Source organism: Actinomadura sediminis, assembly GCF_042675525.1.
GTDB lineage: Bacteria > Actinomycetota > Actinomycetes > Streptosporangiales > Streptosporangiaceae > Spirillospora > Spirillospora sediminis.
In genome coordinates, this window is record NZ_JBHTJA010000075.1 from 1 (window position 1) to 26,767 (window position 26,767).

A 26,767-nucleotide genomic window follows, 5' to 3' on the forward strand; every position below is an offset into this window, starting at 1 on the left:
CTGGTGTGCGGCGCGGCGGCGGGGCTCGCGCTGCGGACGGGCTTGGCGGGCGCCGGGCCGTTCGGGGCGCTCCAGTGGTGCGGGCAGGCGTCCGCGGCGCTCGCCGCCGGCGGTCTCGCCGGGTACGCCGCCGTCCGCGCGGTGACCGACGTGTACTACGAGGCGGGCCTGCTCAGGGGCGCGGCCGTCTGCCTCGTCGCGGCCGTCGCCGTGTGCGCCGCGACGGACCGTTGGCTCGACGGGCGTTCTGTCACCCGTGCCGCCTAGGGTGTGAAGGATGGCGGGGAGGCGCAAACGCGCGACCATCCGGGAAGTGGCCGCGGCGACGGGCCTCTCGCCCGCCGCCGTGTCGTACGCGCTGCGCGGCGTCCAGACGTCCGAGGAGACGCAGGCGCGGGTCCGCGCCGCCGCCGACCGGCTCGGGTACGAGGCCCATCCGATCGCCCGCGCGCTCGCCAGCGGGCGCACGGGCCAGATCGGGCTGCTGTGCGGCTCGCTGGAGGACTACTGGCAGCAGTCGCTCGCGGTCGGCATCGGCCGCGCGCTGCTCGCCCGCGACCGGTACGCCCTCATCGTCGACGCGGGCGGCGACCCCGAGCGGGAGCTGGCGCTCGCCCGGCGGCTGCGCGACCAGCGGGTGGACGGCCTCATCGTGCAGCCGCTCGACCCGGCCGCCGAGCTGTGGGCCGAGCTGGGCGGCGCCCTCCCGGTGGTGTCGATCGGGGACGCGCTGCGCGGCGGGAGCTCGCACGGCGAGGTCGTGTTCGACAACCGGCGCGGCGTCACGCTGGCGCTGGAGCATCTGCGCGACCTCGGCCACCGGCGCCTCGCGGTGTTCACCGCGACCCGGGCCAGCACCCCGGACCGTCCGGCCGACGTGCACGTCAACGCCGAGGCGGGGCGGCTCGGGCTGCACGTGGACGTCGTCGCGGTGCCGCAGGGCCTGGCCGCCGCGACCGCCGCGGCGCTGCGCGTGCTCGGGGTTCCGGACCGTCCGTCGGCGGTTTTCTGCTTCACCGACTCGATGGCCTACGGCGTGTACGCCGCGACCCGCGAGCTGGGCCTGGCCGTGCCGGGCGACGTCGCGGTCTGCGGGTACGACGACCACCCGATGTCGGCGCTGCTGACGCCGCCGCTGACCAGCGTCGACTGGGACATCGACGGCATCGTCGACGCGGCCGTCGGGCTGGTGGTCGGCGGTGTCGACGGCGCGTCCCGCGGCGGCCGCGTCGTCCGCGAACCGGCGCTGCGCGTCCGCACGTCGACGGGCGGGGAATGAGGCGACCATCACATTATCCCGGGTCACAGGCCTGTATAGGTGACGTTTCGGTCATATTGGGACGCTGCACGTGCGGTACCCATTGGCTACGGTTGGGCAGATGGCCGAAATCGAACATCGGCGTCTCCGGCGCCCAGCGAGGACGTGATCCCGTTTGATCACCTTTGAGGGCGTCACCAAGCGCTACCCCGACGGCACCGTCGCGCTCGACGACGTCAGCCTGGAGTGCCCGACCGGCCGGATCACCGTGTTCGTCGGCACGTCCGGCGGCGGCAAGACCACCGCGCTGCGCACCATCAACCGGATGGTCGACCCCACCGCCGGACGGGTGCTCATCGACGGCCGGGACGTCCGCGACCGCAAGCCCGCCGAACTCCGCCGCGGCATCGGGTACGTCATCCAGCACGCCGGCCTGTTCCCGCACAAGACCGTCGAGGACAACATCGCGACCGTCCCCCGCCTGCTCGGCAGGAAGAAGAAGGAGACGCGCGACCGGGCCCACGAGCTGATGAGGCTCGTCGGGCTGGAGCCCGCGATGGCCAAGCGCTACCCGTTCCAGCTCTCCGGCGGGCAGCAGCAGCGCGTGGGCGTCGCGCGCGCGCTCGCCGCCGACCCCCCGATCATGCTGATGGACGAACCGTTCAGCGCCGTCGACCCGGTCGTCCGCACCGAGCTGCAGGACGAGTTCCTCCGCCTGCAGGACGAGCTGCACAAGACGATCGTGTTCGTCACCCACGACATCGACGAGGCCATCAAGCTCGGCGACCGCATCGCGGTGTTCCGGACGGGCGGCGAGCTCGTCCAGGTCGACAGCCCGCAGGACCTCCTCGCCCGGCCCGCCGACGACTTCGTCGCCGGGTTCATCGGGCACGACCGCGGCATCCGCCGCCTGTCGTTCGTCCCGGCCGCCGAGGCGCCGCTGTCCGAACGCGGCATCCTGCCCGCGGACGCGCCCGTCGAGCGGGCCCGCGACGCCGCGGACGGCTGGACGCTCGTCGTCGACGTCGGCGGCCGTCCGCTCGGCTGGGCCGCCGCCGGCGCGCTCCCCGCCGAAGGCGTCCTCGCCGACGCGCGGCTCGCCCCCATCGGGCACACGTTCTCCATCGAGGGCGACTCCATCCGCGCCGCGCTGGACGCCGCGATCCTGTCGCCGTCCGGGCGCGCCGTCGCGGTCGACGGGGACGGGCGCGTCGTGGGCGTCGCCGACCAGGCCGACCTCAGCGCCGCGATCACCCGCTCCGGCACCCGTCCGGAACCCGCGCCCGCACGTCCCGAACCCGCGCGTCCCGAACCCGCGCGCCCGGCCGGCGAGGACGGTGCGTCGGTCTGATGGGCATCGACTGGGCGTGGATCGGCGAGCACACCGCCGATCTCTCCGAGAACGCCCTCCTGCACCTGCGGCTGTCCCTGCTCCCGGTGCTGTTCGGCCTGCTGATCTCCCTGCCGCTCGGGGTGCTGTGCCGCCGCTGGCGCTGGCTGTACCCGCCGACGCTGACCCTCGCGAACGTGCTGTACGCGATCCCGTCGCTGGCGCTGTTCATGGTCTTCATCGACTACACCGGGCTCACCCCCACCACGGTGATCATCTCGCTGACCCTGTACAGCCTGTCGGTGCTGGTCCCGAACGTGGTGGACGGCCTGGGCTCGGTGCCCGAACCCGTGCGGCAGGCCGCGACCGCGATGGGCTTCGGCCCGCTGCGCCGCCTCGTGCGCGTCGAGCTGCCGATCGCCGTCCCCGTGGTGATCGCCGGGACGCGCGTCGCCGCCGTCTCGTCCATCAGCCTCGTCGCCGTCGGGCAGCTCATCGGGCAGGGCGGGCTCGGCTACGACATCGTCCGCGGCCACCAGCTGCAGTTCCCGACGCAGATCCTCGCGGCCTGCGTCCTGATCATGCTGCTGGCCCTGGCCACGGACGCCGCCCTCGTCGTCCTGCAGCGCGTCCTCACGCCGTGGGCCCGCGCTAGGGGGAGGGCCGCCGCGTGAACGACCTCTGGAACCAGATCGAGCTTTCCTGGACGTGGCTGTCCGGCGCCGAGCAGTGGGAGGGCGTCGACGGCATCCCGCACCGCCTCTGGCAGCACCTGGTCTACAGCGGGACGTCCCTGTTCTTCGCCGCGCTGATCGGTCTGGCGCTCGGCCTGCTCGTCGGGCACACCGGCCGGGGCGGGGCGCTGGCGACCGGCCTCGCCAACGTCGCCCGCGCGATCCCCACCTTCGGGCTCATCCTGATCATCGTCACGATCGACCACAGCATCACGCCGGTGCTGATCGGGCTCGTCGCGCTCGCCGTCCCGCCGATCCTCGTCAACACCTACGAGGGGATCCGCGGCGTCGACGCCGACGCCAGGGACGCCGCACGCGGCATGGGCATGACCGGCTGGGGCGTCCTGTGGCGCGCCGAACTGCCGATGGCGCTGCCGCTGATCCTGCTCGGCCTGCGCACGTCCGCCATCCAGGTCGTCGCGACCGCCACCCTCGCCGCCTACCCCGGCTTCGGCGGCCTCGGCCGCTACATCATCGACGGCATCGCCCGCAAGGACTACCAGCTCGTCGTCGGCGGCACCGCCGTCGTCGTGGCGCTCGCCCTGCTCGTGCAGCTGGTGTTCGCGGTGCTGCGCCGCCTCCTCGTCTCCCCGGGCCTGCTCGGAACGGCCCGCTCCTGACCGTCCCCACGGAAGGAAACGTACGACAATGAAGAAGATGATCCGCGGCGCGGTCGTGGGCCTGGCGGCCGCCCTAGCCCTCTCCGCCTGCGGCGGCGGGGACGGCGCGGACGGCGACCCGCTCGCCGGAGGCGGCGGCGACTCGTCCGCCGTCACCGTCGGCAGCGCCAACTTCCCCGAGAGCGCGCTGCTCGGCGAGATCTACGCGCAGGCCCTCGAGGCGAAGGGCCTCAAGGTCGAGCGCAAGTTCAACATCGGCGCCCGCGAGGTCTACTACGACCAGGTCGTCAAGGGCGGCATCGACGTCATGCCCGAGTACAACGGCGCCCTGCTGACCACGTCGGTCGACCCGAAGAGCACCGCCGCCACCACCGAGGACGTCAACAAGGAGCTCACCGAGAAGCTGCCGGACGGCGTCGCGATCCTCGACTCGGCCACGGCCGAGGACAAGGACTCCGTCACCGTCACCAAGAAGACCGCGGACGAGCACGGCCTGAAGACGATCGCCGACCTGCGGCCCGTCGCGGGCCGGATGACGATCGGCGGCCCGTCCGAGTTCAAGACCCGCCAGCAGGGCCTCGTGGGCCTGGAGAGCGAGTACGGGCTCAAGTTCGAGAAGTTCCAGCCGCTCGACGCCGGCGCCCAGGCGACCCTCGTCGAACTGCTCGTGGACGACGAGATCCAGGCCGCCGACCTGTTCACCACCGACCCCATGATCGCCGAACACGGCCTCGTCGTCCTGGAGGACCCGAAGCACGTGTTCAGCGCCCAGAACGTCACCCCGCTCGTCTACGAGAAGGGCGTGAACGAGCAGGCCCGCGCGGCCCTCAACGCCGTGTCCGCCAAGCTCACGACCCAGCACCTCCTCGACATGATGAAGCGCATCGTCGTCGACAAGGACGACCAGGAGAAGGTCGCCGAGGAGTGGCTCAAGCAGAACTCCCTCGCCTGACCCCGGAACGCCGAGAGCCCGCCGCCCCTCCGGACGGCGGGCTCTCGCCGTTCATTCGGGGGCGCGGTCGTAGGTGAGGACGACCAGGCCGCTGTCCAGCGCCGTGTGGCCGGTGAGCTTCCAGGTGCGCGGGTCGAAGGCGGCGTCGCGGCCGAACAGCGGGATCCCGTCGCCGATGGTGAGCGGCGCCATCTTCACGACGAGCCGGTCGATCTCCGCGTACAGGGCGCCCGCGAGCGCGCCGCCGCCGACGATCCAGATGTCCTTGCCGTCCTCCTCCTTCAGCTCCCGCACCGTGGCGACGGGATCGCCGGACACCAGCCGGACGGCCGGGTCCGGGCTCTCGGTCATCGTGCGGGAGAACACCACGTGCCGCAGATGCGGGTAGGCGTCGGTGACGCCCTGCGCGAGCCCGACCTCGTACGAACGCCGCCCCTCCAGGACGGTGTCGAAACGGACGCCGGGGTCGGTGACGCCCAGCGCCTCCCGGGCCGGGCCGGGCAGGGTCTCGGGGTACTCGGCGATGATGTACCGCACGTAGTCGTCGGGGACCGGCCAGAACCCGTTCGGACCGGTGGGGTCGGCGCCGTCGGGGCCGGCGACGAAACCGTCCAGGGTGGACGCTACGTAGTACACGAGCTTGCGCATGTGGTCAGCCTGTCTTCAGTGATCGGAACGCATGATCATACGGCTCCGCAGGCGGCGCGCCGTCACGGCCCGGACGCGCCGCCGCGGTCGATCCGCCGGGTGGTGACCTTCGTTCCGGCGATGACGCTGACCCGGTCGTCGATCCGGACGACGATCCGGGCCCCGGCCGCCTCGAAGGTCGTCGGGGCGTCGGGTTCGCTCGCGTGCAGGTCCACCTGCCGGGTGACCCTCTTGCCGGTCATCGAGTACCAGACGATGCGGTTCCGCCCGCCGTCGCGCACCAGCGCCGTGACGTGCGCGCCGTCCTCGTCGAACGCGGCGCCGTGCAGCGTCGCGTCACCGCCTCCCAGGGAGACGGTGCCGAGGCGGCCCGTCTCCGCGTCGAGGGTCCGCAGCTCGGTCTCCAGGTAGTCGCCCATCGTCTGGAACACCAGCTCCCGGCCGTCCGGCGCCCAGCGCAGCGAGGAGGCCAGCGCGCGAGGCGGCAGCGGGGTGACGCGGCGCTCACCGGTGGCGGTGTCGACGACCGTCACGTTGCCCCCGCCCGCGTCCCCGCAATCCCGGCCCGCGTAGGCGATGCGGCGCAGGCCCGGCGAGACGGCGAGCTGCCCCGGCCCCTCGCCCATCCGCTGCCGCAGGGCCGTGCCGGCCAGTTCGGCCGGCGGCTCCGCCGGCGCGCCGTCCGCGTTCAGGGCGAGGCGGTGGAAACGGACGAGGCAGGCTTCGGGGTCGGCGGTGGTGAGGACGAACGTCCTGTTGTCCCCGGAGTCGGCGGAGTCACGAAACCCCGACGAGCCCTCGGGCGCGCGAACCGTCGCCACCGTCCGTCCGGTGTCGGCCTTCCGCACCATGGCCGACGGCGCGCCCGGCGGCCAGGGCCCCATGACCACGAAGTCCGCGCCCGCGTAGGACGCCAGGGCGAAGCGCGGCGGCGCACCGTCCCGTCCGTCCGGCGACCACGGCGCGACGAGCAGGACGGCGAGGACGGCCGCGGCGACCCCCGCCAGCGGCACCGCGAGCAGCGCCCGGCGCGGGCGCCGCGGCACCCGCGCCGGCAACGGCCGCAGCTCCTCGGGCCGCACGGCCCCGGCGGCGTCGGACAGGGCGGACCGCAGGAGCTCTTCGGACGGCGACTTCAACGTTCCTCCTCGTACCGGTCACGGAGCGCGTCCAGGCCCCGGGAGATGGTGGACTTGACGGTCCCGGCGCGGACCCCCATGGCCGCGGCGATCTCCGCCTCGGAGAGCCCGAGGTAGTAGCGCAGGACGATCGCCTCCCGCTGCCGGACGGGCAACCGGGTCAGCGCCCGCAGGACGCGCCTGCGGTCATCGGCGATCAGCACGTCGTTCTCCGCCGACCAGACCGGCTGCGGAGCCTGGAACAGCCGGTGCGCCAGGGCGCGGCGGCGCAGCAGCGTCCGGCACGCGTTCAGCACGGCGGCCCGGGCGTACGCGAGCAGCTCGGGCGCCGCCGCGGGCGTCCCGCCCTTCCCGCCGCGCCGCTCACGGTGCTGCAGCCGGGCGTACACGTCCTGGACGACGTCCTCCGCGGTGCCCTGATCGCCGACGAGCAGGACCGCGAGCCGTACCAGCGACACGTGATGGGCCCGAAAGAGCCCCGTGAGCCCGGCGTCCCCGTCCGGGGCGCCCCCGGACTCCCCGGGCGTCCCGGCCCCGCCCTCGTCCGCGACCGGCCCACGATGATGCAACCTCATACCTGAAGAACCAACGAACCCGGAAAAGGTTGCTTCTCCGCCCTCATCCCGGGCCTCCCGTCAACCCCGCACCCGCCGCCTCGGGGACGCGGCAACGGTCCCCTCAGGGTCGTGATGACGGTGTAAACCAAGCTGTGTACTGACACGTCCGTTCATTAACGGCTAGCACGGGCTTCGCTGCGCCGTCGTTGCTCGTCCTCTGCGGGTCTCTGTAGGTCTGAACGAAAGCGAAGGCATGAGCGACACCCTCGAAGAGTTCCACGAGATGTCCCCGTACGAGAGCCGCCGCTGGGCAGAACTGCAGCGACACTGGGCGAAGAAGGCGGAGCGCCGCCGAGTGCTCCCCGCCGAAAGCCCGGGCGGCGCTGGGCGAAGCGGGCGGTCAAGTCAGGGAAACCGCTCGCAAGGCCGGAAAGGCCGTCTCGAACGTCACGCCCCCGGTCATCAAGGACGGCATAGAGCGGGTGACCGATACGGCGCTGACCCCCGCCGTGAAGGGAGCGGTTCACCTCCTGGAGCTGGTGACCGACTGGACGACGGAACTCATGGACCCCGAGAAGGTCCTGGAGCATCACCGGGAGGCGGGACGGGACGTTACGAAGCTGGCGGACCTCAAGGAACTCGACCTCAAAGATCTCGACGACTTCACCCGGACGATGGCCCTGAAGTGGCGGACGAGCGGGGCGCTCCAGGGCGGAGCGATGGGTGTGCTCGCGATGGTCCCGTTCGCGGGCGGCGTCGCGGCCATCACGCTGGACATGGTGGCGAACGGTATCTTCTGCTGGGAGTGGCGATGCGGATTTCCGAGTACGCGGAGTTCGACGCGGTCGGGCTCGCGAAGCTCGTGGCCGACGGCGAGGTGACCCCCGCCGAACTGGACGCGGTCGCGCGCGAGGCCGCGCGGGCCGTCAATCCGCAGATCAACGCCATCGTGGAGACGTGGCCGGCCGACCACCCGCCCGACCATGGCGACGCCCCCCTGGCCGGGGTTCCCTTTCTCATCAAGGACATCGCGGTGTCCATGGCCGGGAGGCGGATGGAGCTGGGCAGCCGTCTCGCCGCGGGCAACGTCGCCGACGCCGACTCGTTCGTGATGCGGCGCTTCCGGCGCGCCGGGCTCCGGACATTCGGGCGCACCGCGACACCGGAGCTGGCCTACGGCCTCACGACCGAACCGCTGCTGTACGGCGCGACCCGCAACCCGTGGGACCCGGAGCGGAGCGCGGGCGGGTCCAGCGGGGGCGCGGCCGCGGCCGTCGCCGCCGGGGTGGTCCCGGTCGCGCATGCCACGGACGCCGCGGGCTCGCTCCGCCTCCCTGCCGCCTATAACGGGCTTTTCGGGTTGAAGCCCTCGCGTGGCCGCGTCTCCATGGGACCCGACGCCGACGAGGTCTTCAGCGGGCTGGCCGTGCAGGGCGGCGTCAGCCGCACGGTGCGCGACGGCGCGGCACTGCTCGACGCGATCCGCGGCCCGGAACCGGGCGATCCCTACTTCGCCCCGCAGCCGTCCCGGCCGTACGCGGAGGAGGTCACCCGGCACCCGGGCGTCCTGCGGATCGGCGTCCTGCCGCAGGCGTGGGGCGGACGCCGCACCACCGCACCGGTGGCCGACGCTCTCGCCCGCACCGTGCGCCTGCTCGAATCCCTCGGCCACCGGGTGGAGGAGGCCGAGGCCGGTCTCGGAGTCGGCTGGGACGAGTTCGTCCAGGGCATCGCCGATCTGATGACGGTGAACCTCGCGGCCCTGGTCGACGCGCTGGCCGCCGCCTCCGGACGACCCGTCGACTCATCGACCCTCGAACCGGTGACCCTCGCCGGGTACCACTTCGGGCAGCGGGTCGGCGGCGTCCGGTTCGCCGCCGCCCTCGCGATGCGGAACCGGGTCGCGCGCAGCCTGGCGCGGTCCTTCGACGCTCACGATGTGCTGCTCACCCCGACCTCGCCGGAGCCTCCCGTGCCGTTGGGCGCCTACGCCGAGGGCGCCGAGGCGCTGGACGGTCTCGGCTGGATCGACCGCATCAACGACCGCTCCCCGTTCACCACGGCGTTCAACGTGGCGGGCACGCCCGCCATGTCCGTGCCCGTGACGTCCGACGCCGAGACGGGCCTCCCGATCGGCATGCAGTTCGCCGCCGGTTACGGCCGCGAGGACCTCCTCTTCCGCCTGGCCGGCCAACTCGAACAGGCGAGCCCGTGGGCCGGCCGGACCCCCGCGGTGTGGGCGGGGACGCACGCCGATCACTGAGGACCGTTCCGCGAGGGCCGGGAGGTGTGTGACGCAGGTTCCGGAACGCGGGTGAACTCGAGAATTCCGGCGTTCCGCGTCAGCCGGTCGGCTCACGGGGCGGGGTCGCGGCTCGGCGGCGTGCTCGGTAGGCCGCGGCCTTGACGCGGTTGCCGCACTCGGCCATCCCGCACCAGGTACGGCGTGCGCCGCGCGAACGGTCGATGTAGACGCGGGTGCAGCCGGTCCGGCCGCACTCCTTGAGACGGGCGTGCGGATCGGCGAGCACGGCGATGCCGTCCCGGGCGATGTGCGTGAGCACGGCGCGGGCGTCCCCCGTCGTGTGCAGGCCCGAATCGTCGAGCCGGACGGTGGGCATCGGCCCGGCCGCGGCCTCGTTGACGACGGCGAGGCCGTCCGGACGGAAAGGGCGGCCCTCGACGCGATCGAGCGCGAGCCGGTAGATCGCCTCCCGCAGCGTCAGTGCGGCCTCGAAGGCGGCGGCGTCCACGGTGACGCGGTCGGGGAGGCCGGGGCATTCGGCCGTCCAGCGTTCGAGGTCCGCCGGGCGGGTCAGCGAGTCGACGGGATCGTCCCGGCGCGACCCCACGGTGCCGGCCAGATCGAGGGAGGGGGCGCCGCTCACGAACGCGAAATCCACGTCACCATCTTGACCGGTGACGCGTGCGACGGCAAGATCGTCACCTGTCGAACCGGTGACGCCTTCACGAACGGGAGACGACATGGCCGAGATCCGCGACATCGAGGTCGTCGTCTTCGACGTCCTCGGCACGCTGGTCGACGAACCGGGCGGGCTCCGCGCGGAGATCCGTGCGGCGGTGCCCGCGTCCGGTGATGCGCCCGTCGAGGAGCTTCTCGGCGTGTGGCAGCGGCACATCGAGCGGGAGCAGCGGCGGATCGCGGAGGGACATCGCCCGTACGTCCCCAGTGAGGTGCTCGACGGGGAGGCCGCGCGGCTCGTCGCCGACCGTGCCGGGCTCACCGATCCGGCGGCCGTCGCCCGGCTGGCGACGGCGGGGCGGCGGCTGCCGCCCTGGGGCGACTCCGTGGCCGCCCTCGACCGGCTCGCGCAGCGGTTCCCCGTCCTCGGGCTGTCCAACGCCGACCGGTCCACGCTGCTGCGGCTCGGCGCGCACGCCGGGCTGCGCTGGCACCTGGCCCTGTCCGGCGAGGCCGTCCGGGCGTACAAGCCGGCGCCGGAGATCTACCGGCTCGCCGTCGACGCCGCCGGCTGCCCGGCGGGCCGCGTGCTCATGGTGGCCGCCCACGCCTGGGACCTCCGCGGCGCCCGGGCGAGCGGCATGCGGACGGCGTACGTGCGGCGGCCGGTCGGCGACCCGCCGACGGAGTCAGATTCCTTCGACGGGCGGTTCCGCGGGCTGGACGAGCTGGTCACCGAGCTGACGGCGTAGCGCCGTCGTCGAGGCGGTAGTGCAGGCGCAGGACGGGGATCGCCCACAGGTCCAGGGCGTGGTCGGTGCGCAGGACTCCCTCGCCGTCCACATGGACGTGGAAGCGTTCGTGGACGGGGACGCGCCGGGCCCACGCGCGCGAACCCCGTTCGACGACGAGGTACGCGCCGTCCTCGCCCCAGCCGCCCGCCGGGGAGGTGAGCAGGAGGCCGCCCTCCGCCGTCACCTCGGGCCGCAGCAGGACGACCAGCCGCCCGTTCGGCAGCGGGAACGCCACGCGGACGCGGGGCTGCGGGACGCCGGGCACGGTGAACGCCTGGTACCAGCCGCTGAAGACCGTGCCGCCGGTCGCGCGCAGCCGCCGCCGCCAGGACGTGCCGAGCGTCGTGCCGTCCGGGGCGACCACGGGGGTGACCTCGCTGGTCATGCCGTGGGCGACGTCGAGCGGGCGCAGGGGGAGGGCGAGCTGCTGGAGGCGGCGGGCGAACAGTGCCGAGATCAGCCAGCCGAACGGCCATGCCCACGGCGACCACTGCGACCACAGGTCGAGCCGCCACCGGGTGGTGCGCTCGTAGAAGTCGCGGACGTGCGGGTGCAGGGCGTCCGGGTCGAACGCGGGGCCGTCCAGGACGGTCATCGACGGGAGCAGGCCCGCGCCGGACGGGTCGTCCCGGACGCGACCGCCGAGCCGTGCGGCCTCGCGGGGCAGCCAGGAGCCGCCGACCCGGTCGCTGTCCCCGCGGGGGCCGGAGAGCCACGGCGCGTCCCGCAGGTCGACGCGGCGTCCGGTCAGGCGCACCCAGCACTGCGTCACCCGATCGAGCGGCGCCCCGTTCGTCCGCTTAGCCTCATTTGTCACGACGCTGACGCTACGGGACGGGCCTTCGCGTGCCACGTGGGGTGTCGGTGATCGGCAGTAAAGTCGGCATATGTCGCGGCGGCGTTTCGATCAGGCCATCCAGCAGATGCGCGAGGGCGGCGCGGGCGCCCGCGCGGACGCGTTCGACTTCCTGCGCGAGCACGCCGACGCGTACGTCGCCGAGCTGATCGCGGAGTTCGAGGCGGAGAGCGACGTTGACCTGCGGTGCCTCCTGCTGGAACTCGTCGCCGAGGCCAGGTCGCCCGAGGCGCTCGATATCTTCCGCGGCCAGCTCGACGGCATGGACGAGCCGCTGCGCTTCTGGGCGGTCCGCGGCCTGGAGATGCTCGACACCCGTGAGGCGCGGCAGGCCCTGGACCAGGCAGAGGCCGAAGGGCTCATCGCCTGACGGGGCGCCCGGCTTTCAGGCGCCGTTCGACGGGAGCGGCGACCGGAGGATCGTCGGCCGCACCCGCGCCCGCGAGGGCCTCTACGTCTCCTGGCACGGCGCCGCCGGCCCCCTGGCGCCCCGCTGATCCGTCAGCGGCCCGGACGGGCCGGGCGGGTGCGGCCGTTGGCCCTGGGGGCGAGGTGGGCGTCGAGGCGGGCGAACTCCAGGACGCGGAGGACATTGGGGCGCGGGTCGCGGATCTGCAGGACGCCGCCCTGGCGGGCCAGCAGGTTCCGCGTCCAGACCATCACCGACAGGCCGGTGCAGTCGGTGAACAGCAGGCCGGACAGGTCCAGGACGAGCGTGCGGGGGCGGGTGCGCAGCGCGTGCCGGACGGCCTCGCGCAGGCGCTGCTCGCCGGCCATGTCGAGTTCGCCGGACAGCCGGAGCACGGTGGTCCGGCCGGTGCGGTGCGTCTCGATCGTCAGTGCGTGCGGCGGCACGGCGGTCACCGCCTCGTCGATGGTGAGCGTCATCGGGACGGCCCCTGTCCGTCCCGCGCGTTCCGCGGGGTTCCGGCGAGGGCGTCCAGGCGGGCCGCCAGTTCGTCGCGCTCGCGGGTGACCTCGGCGAGTTCGTGCTGCAGCTCGATGATGCGGCGGATGGCGGGCAGGGTCATGCCCTCGCCCATCAGGGTGACGACCTGCTGGATGCGGCCGATCTCGTTGCGGCTGTAGCGGCGCTGGCCGCCCGCGGAGCGCCGGGGGGAGACGACCCGCTGGTCGTCGATGCGGCGCAGGAACGCCTGCTGCACGTGGAGCATGTCGGCGACCTGCCCCACGGTGAACAGGGCCGCGTGCTCGTCGTCCATGGGAAGGGGCACCGGCTCGTGGTCCTCTCTGCTGCGGGGGTTCGGCGGTTCCGCCGCGGGCGGGCCCGCCCGCGGCGGAAGGCCGGCGGTGCGGGTCAGTTCCGGATGGCCTTGTGGGTGCCGCCCGCCTGCTGGACGGCGACCTTGCGGGGCTTGGCCCGCTCCAGGACCGGGATGCGGACGGCCAGGACGCCGTTGTCGTACGCGGCCTCGATGGCGTCGGCGTCCAGGTGCTCCGACAGGTAGACGCGCCGGGTGAAGGAGCCCATCGGACGTTCGCGGACGAACACGCGCTCGTCCTCGGCGATCTCCTCCTCGCGGCGCGCGCTCACCGACAGGACGCCGCGGTCGACGGTCACCTCGATGGAGCCGGGGTCGATGCCGGGCAGGTCGAACCGCAGGACGACGTCGTCGGCGCGGCGGACGCCGTCCATCGGCATGCTCGCGCCGTTGCCCTGCCCGGCGGCCTGCCGGATCGCCCGGTCGAACTGCCGCTCGAACTCCTGCACGAACGGGTCGATCGACGTCAGCAGCATCGTGTGCTTCACCTCCGAAGATCCCCGGGCCGGCCGCCCGGGATGCCTGTGCTCGCGAGAAGAGCAAACCTGCAACTACAACTATAGGTACCTTGCTGGCCTGGTTGTCAAACATCCATTTCGCGACCGTCATGTTCCTTCCCGGCCGGGCGGGCGGCCGGCCAGGCGGGCGGTGAGGGCCGCGGCGGTCGCGCGGATCGCCTCGGCGAGGGACGGCCAGGTCTCCGGCGGGTGGGCGTCGCGGCGGAAGGTGACCGCGACGGCGGCGGTCGGGTGCGCGGTGTGGTCGAAGGCGCAGGCGGCGATGCTCGCGAACCCCTCGGTGACGTGGCCGTCCTCGGAGGCCCAGCCGCGGCGGGCGTCCTCGGCGAGGACGCGGCGGAGCGCGCGGAGGGTGGTGGGGCCCCGGCCGGTGCGGTCGACGAGGGGACCGCCCGGGAAGAGGGCGCGGACCTGCGCCGGGGGCAGGTGGGCGAGCAGGGACCGGCCGCTGGCCGTGAGGTGGGCGGGCATGCGGACGCCCACGTCCGTGACGAGCGTCGCGTGGTGGGGCGGCTGCTCCTTGAGCAGGTAGAGGGTCTCGGCGCCGTGCAGGACGCCGAGCTGCGCGATCTCCCCGGTCCGGTCGACGAGGCGGCGCAGGAGGGGGCGGGCGAGGCGTTCGAGGGGTTCGTGGCGCAGGTAGGCGGAGCCGATCTCGAACGCGGCGACGCCGAGTCCCCAGCGGCGCTCCTCGGGGACGTAGGCGACGAAGCCGTCCCCGGCCATCGCGGTGAGCAGGTGGTAGGTGGACGAGCGGGGGAGGCCGAGGGCGCGGGCGATGGACGACGCGGGGAGGGGGCCGGGCGCGGCGGCCAGGTGGCGCAGGACGGCGAGGGCGCGGCGGGCGGCGGGGACCTGGCTCATGCTCCGATTGTCTCGTATCTGAGACAGAATGCGGCCCCGCGGGGTCGTGCCCGCCTCCGCTGGACGCTGCAATGGTGGGTATGGCATCTGGTGTGGGGGAAAGGGTCGTCCGGGTCGGGCCGGAACCGCTCGCGTTCGGCGACGTGGTGGCGGTGGCCCGCGACGGGGCGCGGGTCGCGCTGACGGACGAGGCGTTGAAGCTGATCGGGGAGGCGCGGGCGCACATCGAGGAGCTGTCCGCGCGGCCCACCCCGGTCTACGGGGTGTCGACGGGGTTCGGGGCGCTCGCGACGCGGCACATCGCCCCGGAGATGCGCGATCAGTTGCAGCTGAACATCGTCCGGTCGCACGCGGCCGGTTCGGGGCCCGAGGTCGAGCGCGAGGTCGTCCGGGCGCTGATGCTGCTGCGGCTGCGGACGCTGGCGACCGGGCGGACGGGCGTGCAGCCGACGACCGCCCGGACGCTCGCCGGGCTGCTCAACGCGGGGATCACCCCGCAGGTGTTCGAGCACGGCAGCCTCGGCTGCTCGGGCGACCTGGCGCCGCTCGCGCACGTCGCGCTGGCCCTGATCGGGGAGGGCCGCGCGCGGGACGCCCGCGGCGAGCTGCGGGACACGGCGGACGTGCTCGCGGAGGCGGGCATCGCGCCGGTGAGGCTCGCGGCCAAGGAGGGGCTCGCGCTGCTGAACGGCACCGACGGGATGCTCGGGATGCTGGTGCTGGCGATGCACGATCTGCACCGGCTCCTCACGGCCGCCGACCTGGCCGCCGCCATGAGCGTCGAGGCGCTGCTCGGCACCGACCGGGTCTTCGCCGCCGACCTGCAGGAACTCCGGCCGCATCCCGGGCAGGGGACGTCGGCGGCCAACCTGCGGCGGCTGCTGGCGGCGTCGGAGATCATGGAGTCGCACCGCGGCCCGGACTGCACCCGGGTCCAGGACGCGTACTCGCTGCGCTGCTCCCCGCAGGTGAACGGCGCGGCGCGGGACACGCTCGCGCACGCCGAACTGGTCGCGGGGCGCGAGCTGGCCTCGGCCGTCGACAACCCGGTCGTCCTGCCGGACGGGCGCGTCGAGTCGAACGGCAACTTCCACGGCGCGCCGATCGCGTACGTGCTCGACTTCCTGGCGATCCCGGTCGCGGACGTCGCGTCGATGTCGGAGCGGCGCACGGACCGCATGCTCGACAAGGGACGGTCGGCGGGCCTGCCGGCGTTCCTGGCGGACGATCCGGGCGTCGACTCCGGGCACATGATCGCCCAGTACACGCAGGCCGCGATCGTGTCGGAGCTGAAGCGGCTCGCGGCGCCGGCGAGCGCCGACTCGATCCCGAGCTCGGCGATGCAGGAGGACCACGTGTCCATGGGCTGGAACGCGGCGCGCAAGCTGCGGCGCGCGGTCGACGGCCTCGCCCAGGTCGTCGCGATCGAGATCCTCACCGCCGCGCGGGCGCTCGACCTGCGGGCGCCGCTGCGGCCCGGCCCGGCGACCGCCGCCGTCGTCGCGCGGCTGCGCGACGTGGTCCCCCCGCCCGGCCCCGACCGCTACCTCGCCCCCGAGATCGCCGCCGCGACCGAGCTCGTCCGGGACGGCTCGCTCGTGACGGCCGCCGAATCCGTAGTCGGCCCCCTTTCCTGAAGGAGTTCCCCATGTCCGGACCTCGGACGGTACGTGCCCCCCACGGCACCCAGCTGACGGCGAAGGGCTGGCCCCAGGAGGCCGCCCTGCGCATGATCCAGAACAACCTCGACCCGGAGGTCGCCGAGCACCCGGACGAACTCGTCGTCTACGGGGGCTCGGGGAAGGCGGCGCGGAGCTGGGACGCCTTCGACGGCATCGTCCGCTCGCTCGCCGACCTCGACGGCGACGAGACGCTGCTCGTCCAGTCGGGCAAGCCGGTCGGGATCTTCCGCACGCACGAGTGGGCGCCCCGGGTGCTCATCGCGAACTCGAACCTCGTGCCGCAGTGGGCGACGTGGGAGGAGTTCCGGCGGCTCGAGTCGCTCGGGCTGACGATGTTCGGGCAGATGACCGCCGGGTCGTGGATCTACATCGGGACGCAGGGGATCCTGCAGGGGACGTACGAGACGTTCGCGGCCGTGGCGGCGAAGCGGTTCGGCGGCACGCTGGCCGGGACGGTCACGCTCACCGCGGGGCTCGGCGGCATGGGCGGCGCGCAGCCCCTCGCGGTGACGATGAACGGCGGCGTCGCGATCTGTATCGAGTGCGACCCGTCGCGGATCGAGCGCCGGGTGGAGCACCGGTACTGCGACGTGCGGGCCGAGTCGCTCGACGACGCGCTGCGGCTGGCCGAGGACGCCCGGGCGGCGCGGCGCCCGCTGTCGATCGCCGTCCTCGGGAACGCGGCGGACGTGGTGCCCGAGCTGCTGCGGCGGGGCGCGCCGATCGATATCGTCACCGACCAGACGAGCGCGCACGACCCGCTGATGTACCTGCCGTCCGGCGTCGAGTTCGCTGACATGGCGGACGCGCGCGAGAAGGACCGCGACGGGTTCATCTCCCGCGCGCGCGCCTCCATGGCGAAGCACGTGGAAGCGATGGTCGGGTTCCAGGACGCGGGCGCCGAAGTGTTCGACTACGGCAACTCCATCCGGGGCGAGGCAGAGCTGGCGGGGTACGACCGCGCGTTCGCCTTCCCCGGGTTCGTTCCCGCTTACATCCGCCCCCTGTTCTGTGAGGGCAAGGGGCCGTTCCGGTGGGCGGCGCTGTCGGGCGACCCGAAGGACATCGCCCGCACCGACCGCGCGATCCTGGAGCTGTTCCCGGAGAACGAGTCGCTGGCCCGCTGGATCCGGATGGCGGGGGAGAAGGTCCACTTCCAGGGCCTCCCGTCGCGCATCTGCTGGCTCGGCTACGGCGAACGCGACAAGGCCGGGGAGGTCTTCAACGACCTCGTGGCGCGCGGCGAGATCAGCGCGCCGATCGTCCTCGGCCGCGACCACCTGGACTGCGGCTCCGTCGCGAGCCCGTACCGGGAGACCGAGGGCATGGCGGACGGATCGGACGCCATCGCCGACTGGCCGCTGCTGAACGCGATGCTCAACACCGCGTCCGGCGCCACCTGGGTGTCGATCCACCACGGCGGCGGCGTCGGCATCGGCCGGTCGATCCACGCGGGGCAGGTGTGCGTGGCGGACGGGACGCCGCTCGCCGCCGAGAAGCTGCGGCGCGTCCTGACGAACGACCCGGGCACGGGCGTGATGCGGCACGTGGACGCCGGGTACGACCGGGCCGCCGAGGTCGCCGCGGAGCGCGGCGTCCGGATCCCCATGCAGAGCCGGTAGAGCAGGGCGCATGGGCTTCGAGGAGATGTGGGCGGACCTGCTGCCGCTCGGCCGCGACGCCGCGACGGGCGGCTACCGGCGGTTCGCGTGGACGCCCCCCGAGCTGGAGTGCCGCGCCTGGTTCGCCGACGAGGCGCGGCGCCGGGGCCTCGACGTGGAGCACGACGCCAACGGCAACATGATCGCGTGGTGGCGGCCCGAGGGCGCGCGGGGACCCGCCGTCCTGACCGGAAGCCACCTCGACTCCGTCCCGGGCGGCGGCGCGTTCGACGGCCCGCTGGGCGTCGTGTCGGCGTTCGCGGCGATCGACCTGCTGCGGGACCGCGGCGTCCGGCCGCGCCGTCCGGTCGGCGTCGCGGCGTTCGCCGAGGAGGAGGGCGCCCGGTTCGGCGTCGCCTGCCTCGGCTCCCGGCTGCTCACCGGGACGATCGACCCCGCGAGGGCGCGCGCTCTGACCGACGCGGACGGACGCACGTTCGCCGACGTCCTGCACCACGCGGGCCTCGACCCCGAGGCGATCGGCCCCGACGACGGCCTGCTGGACCGCGTCGGCTGCTTCGTCGAGCTCCACGTCGAGCAGGGCCGCGCCCTCGCCGGGCCCGTCGGGGTCGCGAGCGCGATCGTCCCGCACGGACGCTGGCGGTTCGACTTCGCGGGCGAGGGCAACCACGCCGGGACGACCGGGCTCGCCGACCGGCGCGACCCGATGCTCCCGTTCGCGGGCATGGTGCTGGCGGCGCGCGAGGCCGCCGAACGGAACGGGACGGTCGCGACCGTCGGCAAGGTCCGGGTGACGCCGAACGGGGTGAACGCGATCGCGTCGGCGGTCACCGGATGGCTGGACGCGCGCGGGCCCGACGACGCGGCCGTCCGCCGGACGGTCGCCGACGTGGACGCGGCGGCCCGCGCCGCCGCCCGTCCGCACGGCGTCGCGGTGGAGCTCGCCGAGGAGTCCTACACCGGGATCGTCGGCTTCGACCTCGACCTGCGCGACCGGCTCGCGAGAACGCTCGGGGGCGTGCCGGTGCTCCCCACCGGCGCCGGGCACGACGCCGGGATCCTGTCCGCGCGGGTGCCGACCGCGATGCTGTTCGTCCGGAACCCGACCGGTGTGTCGCACGCGCCGGCCGAGCACGCCGACACCGCCGACTGCCTCGCGGGCGTCGCGGCCCTCGCGGCGGTGCTGGACGACCTGACGGCCGGGTAGGGGTCTGTTATGCAGTGGCATGCGCAGTTCGCCTGGCTCGGTGACGGTGTGGCGGCCGACGTGCTCGTCGAGGCCGACGGCGAACGGATCTCCCGCGTCGAACGCGGCGTCCCGGCCCCGCCGGGCGCCGTCCGCCTCCCCGGCCTGACCCTCCCCGGCCTCGCCGACGCCCACTCCCACGCCTTCCACCGCGCCCTCCGCTCCCGCGTCCAGAAACAGCGCGGGACGTTCTGGACGTGGCGGGAGCAGATGTACGAGGTCGCCGACCGGCTCGACCCCGGCTCCTACCGGGCCCTCGCCGCCGCGGCCTTCGCCGAGATGGCCCTCGCCGGGATCAGCTGCGTCGGCGAGTTCCACTACCTGCACCACCGCCCCGGCGGCGACCCCTACGACGAGCCGAACGCGATGGGCGAGGCGCTGATCGCCGCCGCCGCCGACGCCGGGATCCGCATCACCCTCCTGGACGCCTGCTACCTCACCGGCGGCATCGGCCGGCCCCTCACGGGCCCCCAGCTCCGGTTCGGCGACGGCACCGCCGGGAACTGGGCCCGCCGCGCCGGCGCCCTCCACGACGCGGTGCACAAGCGGGGGACCGGGCACGCCCGGGTCGGCGCCGCGATCCACTCCGTCCGGGCCGTGCCCCGCGAGCAGCTCGGCGCCGTCGCGTCCTGGGCGAAGGAGCGCCGCGCGCCGCTGCACGTCCACCTGTCGGAGCAGCCGGAGGAGAACGACGCGTGCCGGGAGGCGTACGGGACGACGCCGGCGCGGCTGCTCGCCGAGGCCGGGGCGCTCGGCGCGTTCGCGACGGCCGTGCACGCGACCCACCTGACCGCCGACGACATCGCCCTGCTCGGCACCACCATGACCGGCGTGTGCATGTGCCCGACGACCGAACGCGACCTCGCCGACGGCATCGGGCCCGCCCGCGACCTGGCCGACGCGGGCTCCCCGGTATGCCTCGGCTCCGACCAGCACGCCGTGGTCGACCTGTTCGAGGAGGCCCGCGCCGTCGAGCTCGACGAGCGGCTGCGCACCCGGCGGCGCGGCCACTGGACCGCCGGGGAACTGCTCACCGCCGCGACCCGGCACGGGCACTACGGGCTCGGCTGGCCGGAGGCGGGCCGCCTCGAGCCCGGCGCGTACGCCGACCTCGTCACGGTCGACCTCGGCTCGGTGCGGACGGCCGGGGCCGGGGCCGCGCACGCCGCCGAGGCGGCCGTGTTCGCCGCGACCGCCGCGGACGTCCGGCACGTCGTCGTCTCGGGACGCCCGGTCGTCCGCGACGGCCGCCACCTGCTGATCGACGACGTGCCCGGCGCACTGGCCGCCGCCATCGAGACCGTCACGGAGGAGACCGCTTGAGCACCCTGATCACCGGCATCGGCGAACTCGTCACGAACGACCCCGCGACCGGCGAGGGCCCGCTCGGGATCGTCCGGGACGCCGCGCTCGTCCTCGACGGCGACACGGTCGCGTGGACGGGGCCCGCGGCCGGGGCCCCCGACGCCGACGAGCGGTTCGACGCCGGAGGGCGCGCGGTCCTGCCCGGCTTCGTCGACTCGCACGCCCACCTGGTGTTCGCGGGGGAGCGCGCCGAGGAGTTCGCCGCCCGGATGAGCGGCGAGCCGTACGCGGCGGGCGGCATCCGCACCACGGTCGCCCGGACGCGGGCCGCGTCCGACGGTGAGCTGCGCGCGACCGTCCGGCGGCTCGTGGCCGAGATGGCCCGGCAGGGCACGACGACCGTCGAGTGCAAGTCGGGGTACGGGCTCACGGTCGAGCAGGAGGAACGGGCGGTGCGGATCGCCGCCGAGTACGCCGACGAGGTCACGTACCTGGGCGCGCACGTCGTCCCGGAGGGCGCCGACGCCGCCTCCTACACCCGGCTCGCGGCGGGCGAGATGCTCGCCGCGTGCGCCCCCCACGCCCGCTGGGTCGACGTGTTCTGCGAGCGCGGCGCGTTCGACGCCGACCAGGCCCGGGAGATCCTCGAGGCCGGGATCAAGGCGGGCCTGACGCCGCGCCTGCACGCGAACCAGCTCACCGAGGGACCGGCCGTCCGGCTCGCGGTCGACCTCGACGCCGCGTCCGCCGACCACTGCACGTTCCTGTCCGACGCCGACGTCGACGCGCTCGCCTCGTCCCAGACCGTCGCGACGCTCCTGCCGGGCGTCGAGTTCTCCACCCGGCAGCCCTACCCGGACGCGCGCCGCCTCCTGGACGCGGGCGCCGCGGTGGCGCTCGCGTCCGACTGCAACCCCGGGTCCTGCTACAGCTCGAGCATGGCGTTCTGCGTCGCCGTCGCCGTCCGCGACATGCGGATGACGCCCGCCGAGGCCGTGTGGTCCGCCACCGCGGGGGGCGCGCGGGCGCTCCGCCGCACAGACGTCGGACGCCTCGCGCCCGGCGCGCGCGCGGACGTCCACGTACTGGACGCCCCCTCGCACATCCACCTCGCCTACCGCCCCGGCGTCCCCCTCACCAAGGCGGTCTGGAAGAAGGGCGCGCGGGTCACTGCCCCAGGTAGCGGCGGTTGACCCGGATCAGCGGCCTGCGGTCCCGCGCGATGTAGTCGGCGCCCAGCACCTCCGCGACGAACAGCGTGTGGTCGCCCGCCTCGATCGTCCGCCGGTTCTCGCACTCCAGCGCCGCGAGCCCGTTCTCCGGGATCAGCGCGCCCGACACCGGCCCCCGGTGGTGCGGCTCGCTCGCCAGCAGGATGCGCGCGCCCGGACGGCCCGCCGCCGCGAACCGCCCGGCGAGGGCCCGCTGCCCGGACGACAGGACGGTCGCGGCCCACCGGTCGCGGCGCCCCAGCACCTCCGCCAGGTACGACGACGAGGACACCCCCGCCAGCACCATCGGCGGCTCCAGCGACACCGACATGAACGACGTCACCGTCGTCCCGTGGTCGTCGCGGCCGTCGCGGACCGTCAGCACCACCACGCCGGTGGCGAATCCGGCGACGGCGTCGACGAAGTCCGTGCCGGCCGCCACGTCAGCGGATCTCCCACGAGCCCGGAAGGACGAGCGGGCCGGCGGACGGCAGCCCGAGCCGCGCCGCGAGCCCGCCCAGCGACCCCCAGCCGTCGAACCGGGCGGACGCGGCGGTGCGGTCCTCGCTCGACTCCGGCGGCTTGAGCCGCTCCAGCGGCGACGCGTGCGGGTAGGACCGGACCGGCGCGTCCGCGGGCAGCCCGCCCTTCTTCCGCGCCAGCTCCAGGGCCGCCTCCAGGCCGCCCAGCTCGTCCACGAGGCCGCCCTCGCGGGCGTCCGCGCCCGTCCACACCCGGCCCCGCGCCAGCTCGTGCACCCGGTCGCGGGACAGCCCGCGGCCCTGCGCGACCTTCGCGGTGAAGTCGTCGTAGATCCGGTCGAGGGACGCGTTGATCCGCTCCCACTCCGACTCGCTGAACTCCTTCGTGGAGCTGAACATCCGGGCGTGCGCGCCGTCCGCGACCGTCCCCATCCCGATGCCGACCCGGTCGAGCAGGTCGCTGACCACGGCCTTCCCGACCACGACGCCGATCGACCCGGTGATCGTCCCGGGCTGCGCCAGGATCACGTCGGCGCCCATCGACACGTAGTAGCCGCCGGACGCCGCCACGTCGCCCATCGAGACGATCACCGGCTTGCCGGCCTTGCGGGCCAGCGTGACCTCCCGCCATATGGCGTCCGACGCCACCGCCGAACCGCCGGGGCTGTTCACCCGGAACACGATCGCCTTGACCCGCTCGTCCTTCACCGCCGCGCGGAACGCGGCCCCCACCGTGTCGGAGCCCATCGCCGGGCCCGAGTTCGGCAGCGGCCCCCCGCGCCCGCTGCGGCCCAGCCGGATCGGGCCCTGGCCGTTGATCAGCGCCACGACGTCCTGCCTGCCCGGCTGCGGCAGCCTCTTCGCGAACCCCTGCGTCCGGTTGTAGCGCGCGACGTACCTGAGCTGGGCCTCGTCGCCGAACCGCTTGCGCAGCCCCGCGTACACCTCGTCCCGGTACCCGAGGTGGTCGACGAGGCCCTCCTCCAGCGCCTCGTCGGCGAGCAGCGGCCCGCGGTCGACCAGCTCCCGCACCTTCTCCACCGGCAGCCCCCGCGACGCCGCGATCCCGGCCGCGAGCTGCTCCCCGAACGACGCCACCAGCCGCCGCGACGACTCCTCGTGCTCGGGCGTGTACGCCTTCTCCATGAACGTGTTCGCCATGGTCTTGTACTCGTGCCGCGCCGCGAACAGCGGCCGGACCCCGGCCTTCTCCAGCGCCCCCGCGAGGAACGGCTCCTCCAGCGCCACGCCGGTCAGCCCCACGTCGCCCGTCGGCTGCAGGTACACCTCGTCGAACGCGCTGGCCAGGTAGTACGGGACGTTGCCGCGCCCGCCCTCCCCGAACGTCTCCGCCCACGCGACCGTGTGCCTGCCCGCGTCCCGCAGCGCCTGCACCGACTCCCGCAGCTCCTGCGCGAGCGCCATCCCGATCCCGCCGGTGATCTTCACGACCAGGGCCCGGACGCGCGCGTCCGACCGGGCGCGGCGCAGGCCGTCCAGGACGTCCCGCAAGTGGGTGCGGCGCATCGACATGATCGCCGAGAGGGGATCGGCGGGCGCGGTCTCCACGATCCCGTCGGTGAGGTCCAGTTCGAGGATCAGCGGCGCCGTCCGCCGCTCGCGTGCCTGCTTGATGACGTTGACGACTGTGCCGGGATCCACCATGGGTTCAGACTATGTGCTCGGCCCCGCGCCCCCGGATGCGCCCCGGGTACCGCCCGGGATCCTCCCGGAGGACGAGCCCGCTCCGCACGGCCTCCGGCGCCGGGGCGCCGGGAACCGGATCAGCGGGCGAACGCCTTGTTGGGGAGGACGCCGGCGGTCGCCTGGGCCACGGGGCGGCCGGACGCGTCGGAGATCAGGGCGTTCGCGACCATGCGGGTGCCGCCGGGGTGGACGCAGGTCCCGGTGACCGTGTAGGTGCGGCCGGCATGGACGGCGCGGAGGTAGTCGACGTTGAGGTTCAGGGTCAGCATCGGCATGAAGTGCTCGCACGTGCTGGAGCCCGCGAGGCAGACCGCGTTGTCCATGATCATGGCGATGTAGCCGCCGTGGACGGTGCCGCCGGGGTTGCACAGGTGCTCGGCGGGCGTCCAGGAGATGTCGACCCGGCCCGGCTCGGCGCTCGTGATCACCTGGCCGATGTGGGCGTTGATGTCGGAGAGCTCGGGGAAGCGGCCGTCGGCGAGCGCCTGGATCAGCTCGGCTCCCGACAGGGTGTTCCACATGTCGGCATGGTCCTGCGGTCCCGCCTCGACGCTCAACGCTGCTCCCTGATCAACCGGCACGTCCGTCCCGAATGGTATTCGGGTGCGGGGCGGACGGCACTGTGCCGTTCATCACGGGGTCAGGCGGACCGGAGCATGCCCCGGACGTCGCCGGTTCCCGCCGAGCGGTACCGCAGGCCCCCGGACATGCGCTCGAGGGTGACCGTGCCGCCCATGCAGAAGCCGGTGATGCCGGTGCCGTCCTCGACCCGTTCCCGGAACTCGGCGCGCCCGGGTCCCGCGTCGATGAGCGACAGCGACATCCGGCAGCCCCACCCGGTGTAGTCGGCGGTGCCCTCCCCAGTGTCGTCGAGGTCGATCGTCACCGGGGTGCTCGCGTCCCCGATGGTGATGCCGCCCGTCTGGGTGATCGTGCCCGTCCAGGTGCCCGCGAACCCGTCCGGCAGCGGCCCGTCGGACGTCCGGGACGGGCTCGGCGACGGGCTGGACGGGCTGTTCGTCGGGCCGCTCGTGGGCGTCTCGGGGACACCGGAGGAAGACGACGCGGCGGGCGGGGCGTCGCCGGTGCCGCCGGTCAGCGCGTCGAAGGCGAACCAGCCGCCCGCCAGGAGCGCGATCACGGCGACGACGGCGGCCGGGACGGCGGCGCGCCCCTTCCGGCGCGGCGCCGCGGCCGGCGCCGCCGTGACGCCTCCGGCCGGACCGGGCGGCGGGGGCGGCCCGGGCACCGGGACGGGCGGCGGTGCGGGCACGGGGCCGTGCTCGGCGGACGGGTCGACGAGCCGCACCATCAGGTCGCGGGCGGTGGGGCGGCGGGCCGGGTCCTTCGCGAGGCACTCGGTGAGCAGCGGCGCCAGCCAGGACGGCACCCCGTCGAGGTCCGGGTCGCCGTTCGCGATCCGGTGCATGACGGCCGGGATGCTGTCGGCGGGGCCGAACGGCGGGCGCCCCGTGGCCGCGTACACGATCGTGCCCGCCCACGCGAAGACGTCCGACTTGTCCGTCGGGGGGTGCCCCTCCAGCCATTCGGGGGCGAAGTACGCGGGCGTCCCGACGAGCTGCGTGTGGGTCTCGGCGTCGATGGCGCGGGCGATCCCGAAGTCGACGACGCGCGGGCCGTCCGGGCCGAGCAGGACGTTCGCGGGCTTGAGGTCGCGGTGCACGATCCCGGCGCCGTGGATCGCGGCGAGGGCGCTGGCGGTGTTCACGGCGAGCCGCTGCAGCTCCCCCTCCCGCAGCGGGCCCTGCTCCAGCACGCGGTCCTGGAGTGACGGCCCGTCGATGTACTCGCTCACCACGTACGGGACGGCCGCGTCCGCCGAGGCGTCCAGGACCGCCGCCGTGCAGAACGGCGCGACCCGCTGCGCCGCCGCCATCTCCCGGGCGAAACGCGCGCGGGCCGACTCGTCGGTGGTCTTGAGCATCTTGACGGCGACGCGTTCGCCCCCGGGGCCCTCGCCGAGGAAGACCACGCCCTGGCCGCCCTCGCCGAGCCGCCCGGTCAGGCGGAAACGCCCGACGGTGCGGGGGTCGTCGGGTTGGAGCGGGGCAGGCGGCATCTCTCTCCTCGCGCGGGATCGGCGGGCGCCGAGCGGACCTCCCCACGTTACTTGCCATCGCGAGCGCGTAAGCAGCGGATATGGTCGGCTGCATGGGTGACGGCGACGGATGGGCCGACTGCGCGCAGGGGCACCGCCACTGGGGACGGTTCGGCGCGGCGGGGCTGCTGGCCTACCACCGGGACCACGGCGGGCAGGTGTGGACGCTGCTGCAGCAGCGCGCCTGGTGGGGGCTGGGCGGCGGCACGTGGGGCATGTTCGGCGGGGCCCTGCACAGCCATGAGGACGCCGTGACGGGCGCGCTGCGCGAGACGTCCGAGGAGTGCACGCTCGACACCCGGACGGTGACCGTGCACGGCACCGGCGTCGAGGACCACGGCGGCTGGTCGTTCACGTCGGTGATCGGCGAGCTGCCCGGGACGGCGCCGGTGAAGGCGGCCTCCCGGGAGACGCGCGACGCCCGCTGGGTACGGGTCGAGGACGTCGCGGGGCTCAAGCTGTTCGAGCCGTTCGCCCGTTCGTGGCCGCGCCTGCGGGACGCCATGGTCCGGCTCGTCCTCGTGGTGGACGCCGCGAACGTCGTGGGCTCCCGAGCCGACGGGTGGTGGAAGGACCGGGCCGGGGCGAACGCCCGCCTCCGCGACGACCTTAAGGCGCTGACCGGGGGAGTGACGGGCGTGCCGGACGGCCTGGTGCCGTTCGACCGCTGCTACCCGGAGATCGTCCTGGTCGTCGAGGGGCAGGCGCGGGGCGTCGCGGACGAGCCGGTGGACGGCGTGCGGGTCACGGCGGCGCCCGGCAGCGGCGACGACCACATCGTGGATCTCGTCGCCGATCCCGCGCCCGGCACGGTGCACCTGGTGGTGACGGCCGACCGGGAGCTGCGGGCCCGCTGCGCGGCGGCGGGCGCCGGCGTCACCGGCCCCCGCTGGCTCCTCGACCGGCTCTGACCGGTG

General features: G+C 74.4%; 29 protein-coding genes. 16 read left to right on the forward strand and 13 right to left on the reverse strand.

Going from position 1 to position 26,767, the window contains the following annotated elements; all coding sequences use genetic code 11:
* From ACFQ11_RS27420 to ACFQ11_RS27445, 6 genes are all read left to right on the forward strand, one after another.
* Positions 1-267, forward strand: a 267-nt coding sequence (locus ACFQ11_RS27420) for a hypothetical protein (protein WP_378303704.1), incomplete at its 5' end; no start/stop codon positions are given.
* Positions 268-313: 46 nt separating this feature from the next.
* Positions 314-1,279, forward strand: coding sequence for a LacI family DNA-binding transcriptional regulator (locus ACFQ11_RS27425; RefSeq protein WP_378303706.1), 966 nt, complete (start codon positions 314-316; stop codon positions 1,277-1,279).
* A gap of 154 nt (positions 1,280-1,433) precedes the next feature.
* A complete protein-coding gene (locus ACFQ11_RS27430) occupies positions 1,434-2,609 on the forward strand; it encodes an ABC transporter ATP-binding protein (RefSeq protein WP_378303708.1) in 1,176 nt (391 codons plus the stop codon).
* Positions 2,609-3,262, forward strand: a complete 654-nt coding sequence (locus tag ACFQ11_RS27435) for an ABC transporter permease (RefSeq protein WP_378303710.1) — start codon at positions 2,609-2,611, stop codon at positions 3,260-3,262. Before ACFQ11_RS27430 ends, ACFQ11_RS27435 begins: the two co-directional genes overlap by 1 nt.
* A complete protein-coding gene (locus ACFQ11_RS27440) occupies positions 3,259-3,942 on the forward strand; it encodes an ABC transporter permease (protein WP_378303713.1) in 684 nt (227 codons plus the stop codon). Before ACFQ11_RS27435 ends, ACFQ11_RS27440 begins: the two co-directional genes overlap by 4 nt.
* A gap of 28 nt (positions 3,943-3,970) precedes the next feature.
* Positions 3,971-4,894 carry an ABC transporter substrate-binding protein gene (locus ACFQ11_RS27445; protein ID WP_378303715.1) on the forward strand — a complete coding sequence of 308 codons (924 nt, stop codon included), beginning with the start codon at positions 3,971-3,973 and terminating at the stop codon, positions 4,892-4,894.
* 51 nt (positions 4,895-4,945) lie between these two features.
* On the opposite strand, the gene ACFQ11_RS27450 is transcribed toward ACFQ11_RS27445, so the two are convergent.
* From ACFQ11_RS27450 to ACFQ11_RS27460, 3 genes are all read right to left on the reverse strand, one after another.
* Positions 4,946-5,542, reverse strand: a complete 597-nt coding sequence (locus ACFQ11_RS27450) for a dihydrofolate reductase family protein (protein ID WP_378303717.1) — start codon at positions 5,540-5,542, stop codon at positions 4,946-4,948.
* A gap of 62 nt (positions 5,543-5,604) precedes the next feature.
* Positions 5,605-6,681: a TolB family protein gene (locus ACFQ11_RS27455; RefSeq protein WP_378303719.1), complete on the reverse strand. Its 1,077-nt coding sequence runs from the start codon at positions 6,679-6,681 to the stop codon at positions 5,605-5,607.
* Positions 6,678-7,256, reverse strand: a complete 579-nt coding sequence (locus ACFQ11_RS27460; protein ID WP_378303721.1) for an RNA polymerase sigma factor — start codon at positions 7,254-7,256, stop codon at positions 6,678-6,680. Before ACFQ11_RS27460 ends, ACFQ11_RS27455 begins: the two co-directional genes overlap by 4 nt.
* A gap of 464 nt (positions 7,257-7,720) precedes the next feature.
* Between ACFQ11_RS27460 and ACFQ11_RS27465 the strand changes: the two genes are divergently transcribed.
* Both ACFQ11_RS27465 and ACFQ11_RS27470 read left to right on the forward strand, forming a co-directional pair.
* On the forward strand, positions 7,721-8,119 hold the full coding sequence (locus ACFQ11_RS27465; protein WP_378303723.1) for a hypothetical protein: 399 nt from the start codon (positions 7,721-7,723) through the stop codon (positions 8,117-8,119).
* Positions 8,050-9,501, forward strand: a complete 1,452-nt coding sequence (locus ACFQ11_RS27470) for an amidase (protein ID WP_378303725.1) — start codon at positions 8,050-8,052, stop codon at positions 9,499-9,501. The genes ACFQ11_RS27465 and ACFQ11_RS27470 overlap by 70 nt, the downstream gene beginning before the upstream one ends.
* A 79-nt stretch (positions 9,502-9,580) precedes the next feature.
* On the opposite strand, the gene ACFQ11_RS27475 is transcribed toward ACFQ11_RS27470, so the two are convergent.
* Positions 9,581-10,141, reverse strand: a complete 561-nt coding sequence (locus tag ACFQ11_RS27475; protein ID WP_378303727.1) for a CGNR zinc finger domain-containing protein — start codon at positions 10,139-10,141, stop codon at positions 9,581-9,583.
* 82 nt (positions 10,142-10,223) lie between these two features.
* Between ACFQ11_RS27475 and ACFQ11_RS27480 the strand changes: the two genes are divergently transcribed.
* Positions 10,224-10,913: a haloacid dehalogenase type II gene (locus ACFQ11_RS27480; RefSeq protein WP_378303729.1), complete on the forward strand. Its 690-nt coding sequence runs from the start codon at positions 10,224-10,226 to the stop codon at positions 10,911-10,913.
* Here ACFQ11_RS27480 and ACFQ11_RS27485 read toward each other — a convergent pair.
* Positions 10,894-11,772: a hypothetical protein gene (locus tag ACFQ11_RS27485; protein ID WP_378303731.1), complete on the reverse strand. Its 879-nt coding sequence runs from the start codon at positions 11,770-11,772 to the stop codon at positions 10,894-10,896. The two genes, ACFQ11_RS27480 and ACFQ11_RS27485, sit on opposite strands and share 20 nt — an antisense overlap.
* A 70-nt stretch (positions 11,773-11,842) precedes the next feature.
* Between ACFQ11_RS27485 and ACFQ11_RS27490 the strand changes: the two genes are divergently transcribed.
* A complete protein-coding gene (locus ACFQ11_RS27490; protein WP_378303733.1) occupies positions 11,843-12,181 on the forward strand; it encodes a hypothetical protein in 339 nt (112 codons plus the stop codon).
* A gap of 131 nt (positions 12,182-12,312) precedes the next feature.
* On the opposite strand, the gene ACFQ11_RS27495 is transcribed toward ACFQ11_RS27490, so the two are convergent.
* From ACFQ11_RS27495 to ACFQ11_RS27510, 4 genes are all read right to left on the reverse strand, one after another.
* The gene (locus ACFQ11_RS27495) at positions 12,313-12,699 is read right to left on the reverse strand and encodes an STAS domain-containing protein (protein ID WP_378303735.1); all 387 of its coding nucleotides are present in this window, start codon (positions 12,697-12,699) and stop codon (positions 12,313-12,315) included.
* On the reverse strand, positions 12,696-13,046 hold the full coding sequence (locus tag ACFQ11_RS27500) for a MerR family transcriptional regulator (protein ID WP_378303738.1): 351 nt from the start codon (positions 13,044-13,046) through the stop codon (positions 12,696-12,698). The genes ACFQ11_RS27495 and ACFQ11_RS27500 overlap by 4 nt, the downstream gene beginning before the upstream one ends.
* A gap of 83 nt (positions 13,047-13,129) precedes the next feature.
* On the reverse strand, positions 13,130-13,582 hold the full coding sequence (locus ACFQ11_RS27505; protein WP_378303740.1) for an Hsp20/alpha crystallin family protein: 453 nt from the start codon (positions 13,580-13,582) through the stop codon (positions 13,130-13,132).
* A gap of 117 nt (positions 13,583-13,699) precedes the next feature.
* Positions 13,700-14,476 (reverse strand): IclR family transcriptional regulator, encoded by a 777-nt coding sequence (locus ACFQ11_RS27510; protein ID WP_378303742.1) that lies wholly within the window; start codon positions 14,474-14,476, stop codon positions 13,700-13,702.
* Positions 14,477-14,556: 80 nt separating this feature from the next.
* Between ACFQ11_RS27510 and hutH the strand changes: the two genes are divergently transcribed.
* The 5 genes from hutH to hutI are packed head-to-tail and all read left to right on the forward strand — an operon-like array spanning position 14,557 to position 21,524.
* The gene (gene hutH, locus ACFQ11_RS27515) at positions 14,557-16,113 is read left to right on the forward strand and encodes a histidine ammonia-lyase (protein ID WP_378303744.1); all 1,557 of its coding nucleotides are present in this window, start codon (positions 14,557-14,559) and stop codon (positions 16,111-16,113) included.
* An 11-nt stretch (positions 16,114-16,124) separates the two neighbouring features.
* A complete protein-coding gene (gene hutU / locus ACFQ11_RS27520; protein ID WP_378303747.1) occupies positions 16,125-17,780 on the forward strand; it encodes a urocanate hydratase in 1,656 nt (551 codons plus the stop codon).
* Positions 17,781-17,790: 10 nt separating this feature from the next.
* Complete coding sequence (locus tag ACFQ11_RS27525; RefSeq protein ID WP_378303749.1) at positions 17,791-18,987, forward strand: allantoate amidohydrolase; 1,197 nt, start codon at positions 17,791-17,793, stop codon at positions 18,985-18,987.
* A gap of 9 nt (positions 18,988-18,996) precedes the next feature.
* Complete coding sequence (locus tag ACFQ11_RS27530) at positions 18,997-20,349, forward strand: formimidoylglutamate deiminase (RefSeq protein ID WP_378303751.1); 1,353 nt, start codon at positions 18,997-18,999, stop codon at positions 20,347-20,349.
* Complete coding sequence (gene hutI / locus ACFQ11_RS27535; RefSeq protein WP_378303753.1) at positions 20,346-21,524, forward strand: imidazolonepropionase; 1,179 nt, start codon at positions 20,346-20,348, stop codon at positions 21,522-21,524. The genes ACFQ11_RS27530 and hutI overlap by 4 nt, the downstream gene beginning before the upstream one ends.
* On the opposite strand, the gene ACFQ11_RS27540 is transcribed toward hutI, so the two are convergent.
* The 4 genes from ACFQ11_RS27540 to ACFQ11_RS27555 all read right to left on the reverse strand — a co-directional run bounded on the left by ACFQ11_RS27540 (position 21,499) and on the right by ACFQ11_RS27555 (position 25,811).
* On the reverse strand, positions 21,499-21,984 hold the full coding sequence (locus tag ACFQ11_RS27540; protein WP_378303755.1) for a flavin reductase family protein: 486 nt from the start codon (positions 21,982-21,984) through the stop codon (positions 21,499-21,501). The two genes, hutI and ACFQ11_RS27540, sit on opposite strands and share 26 nt — an antisense overlap.
* A 1-nt stretch (position 21,985) precedes the next feature.
* Positions 21,986-23,689 carry a signal peptide peptidase SppA gene (sppA, locus tag ACFQ11_RS27545; protein WP_378303757.1) on the reverse strand — a complete coding sequence of 568 codons (1,704 nt, stop codon included), beginning with the start codon at positions 23,687-23,689 and terminating at the stop codon, positions 21,986-21,988.
* A 119-nt stretch (positions 23,690-23,808) separates the two neighbouring features.
* Positions 23,809-24,288, reverse strand: a complete 480-nt coding sequence (locus ACFQ11_RS27550) for a PaaI family thioesterase (protein WP_378303759.1) — start codon at positions 24,286-24,288, stop codon at positions 23,809-23,811.
* Positions 24,289-24,371: 83 nt separating this feature from the next.
* The gene (locus ACFQ11_RS27555; protein ID WP_378303761.1) at positions 24,372-25,811 is read right to left on the reverse strand and encodes a serine/threonine-protein kinase; all 1,440 of its coding nucleotides are present in this window, start codon (positions 25,809-25,811) and stop codon (positions 24,372-24,374) included.
* Positions 25,812-25,903: 92 nt separating this feature from the next.
* Between ACFQ11_RS27555 and ACFQ11_RS27560 the strand changes: the two genes are divergently transcribed.
* Entirely contained in the window at positions 25,904-26,761 is an 858-nt protein-coding gene (locus ACFQ11_RS27560; RefSeq protein ID WP_378303764.1) for an NUDIX domain-containing protein, read from the forward strand.
* Positions 26,762-26,767 lie beyond the last annotated feature (6 nt).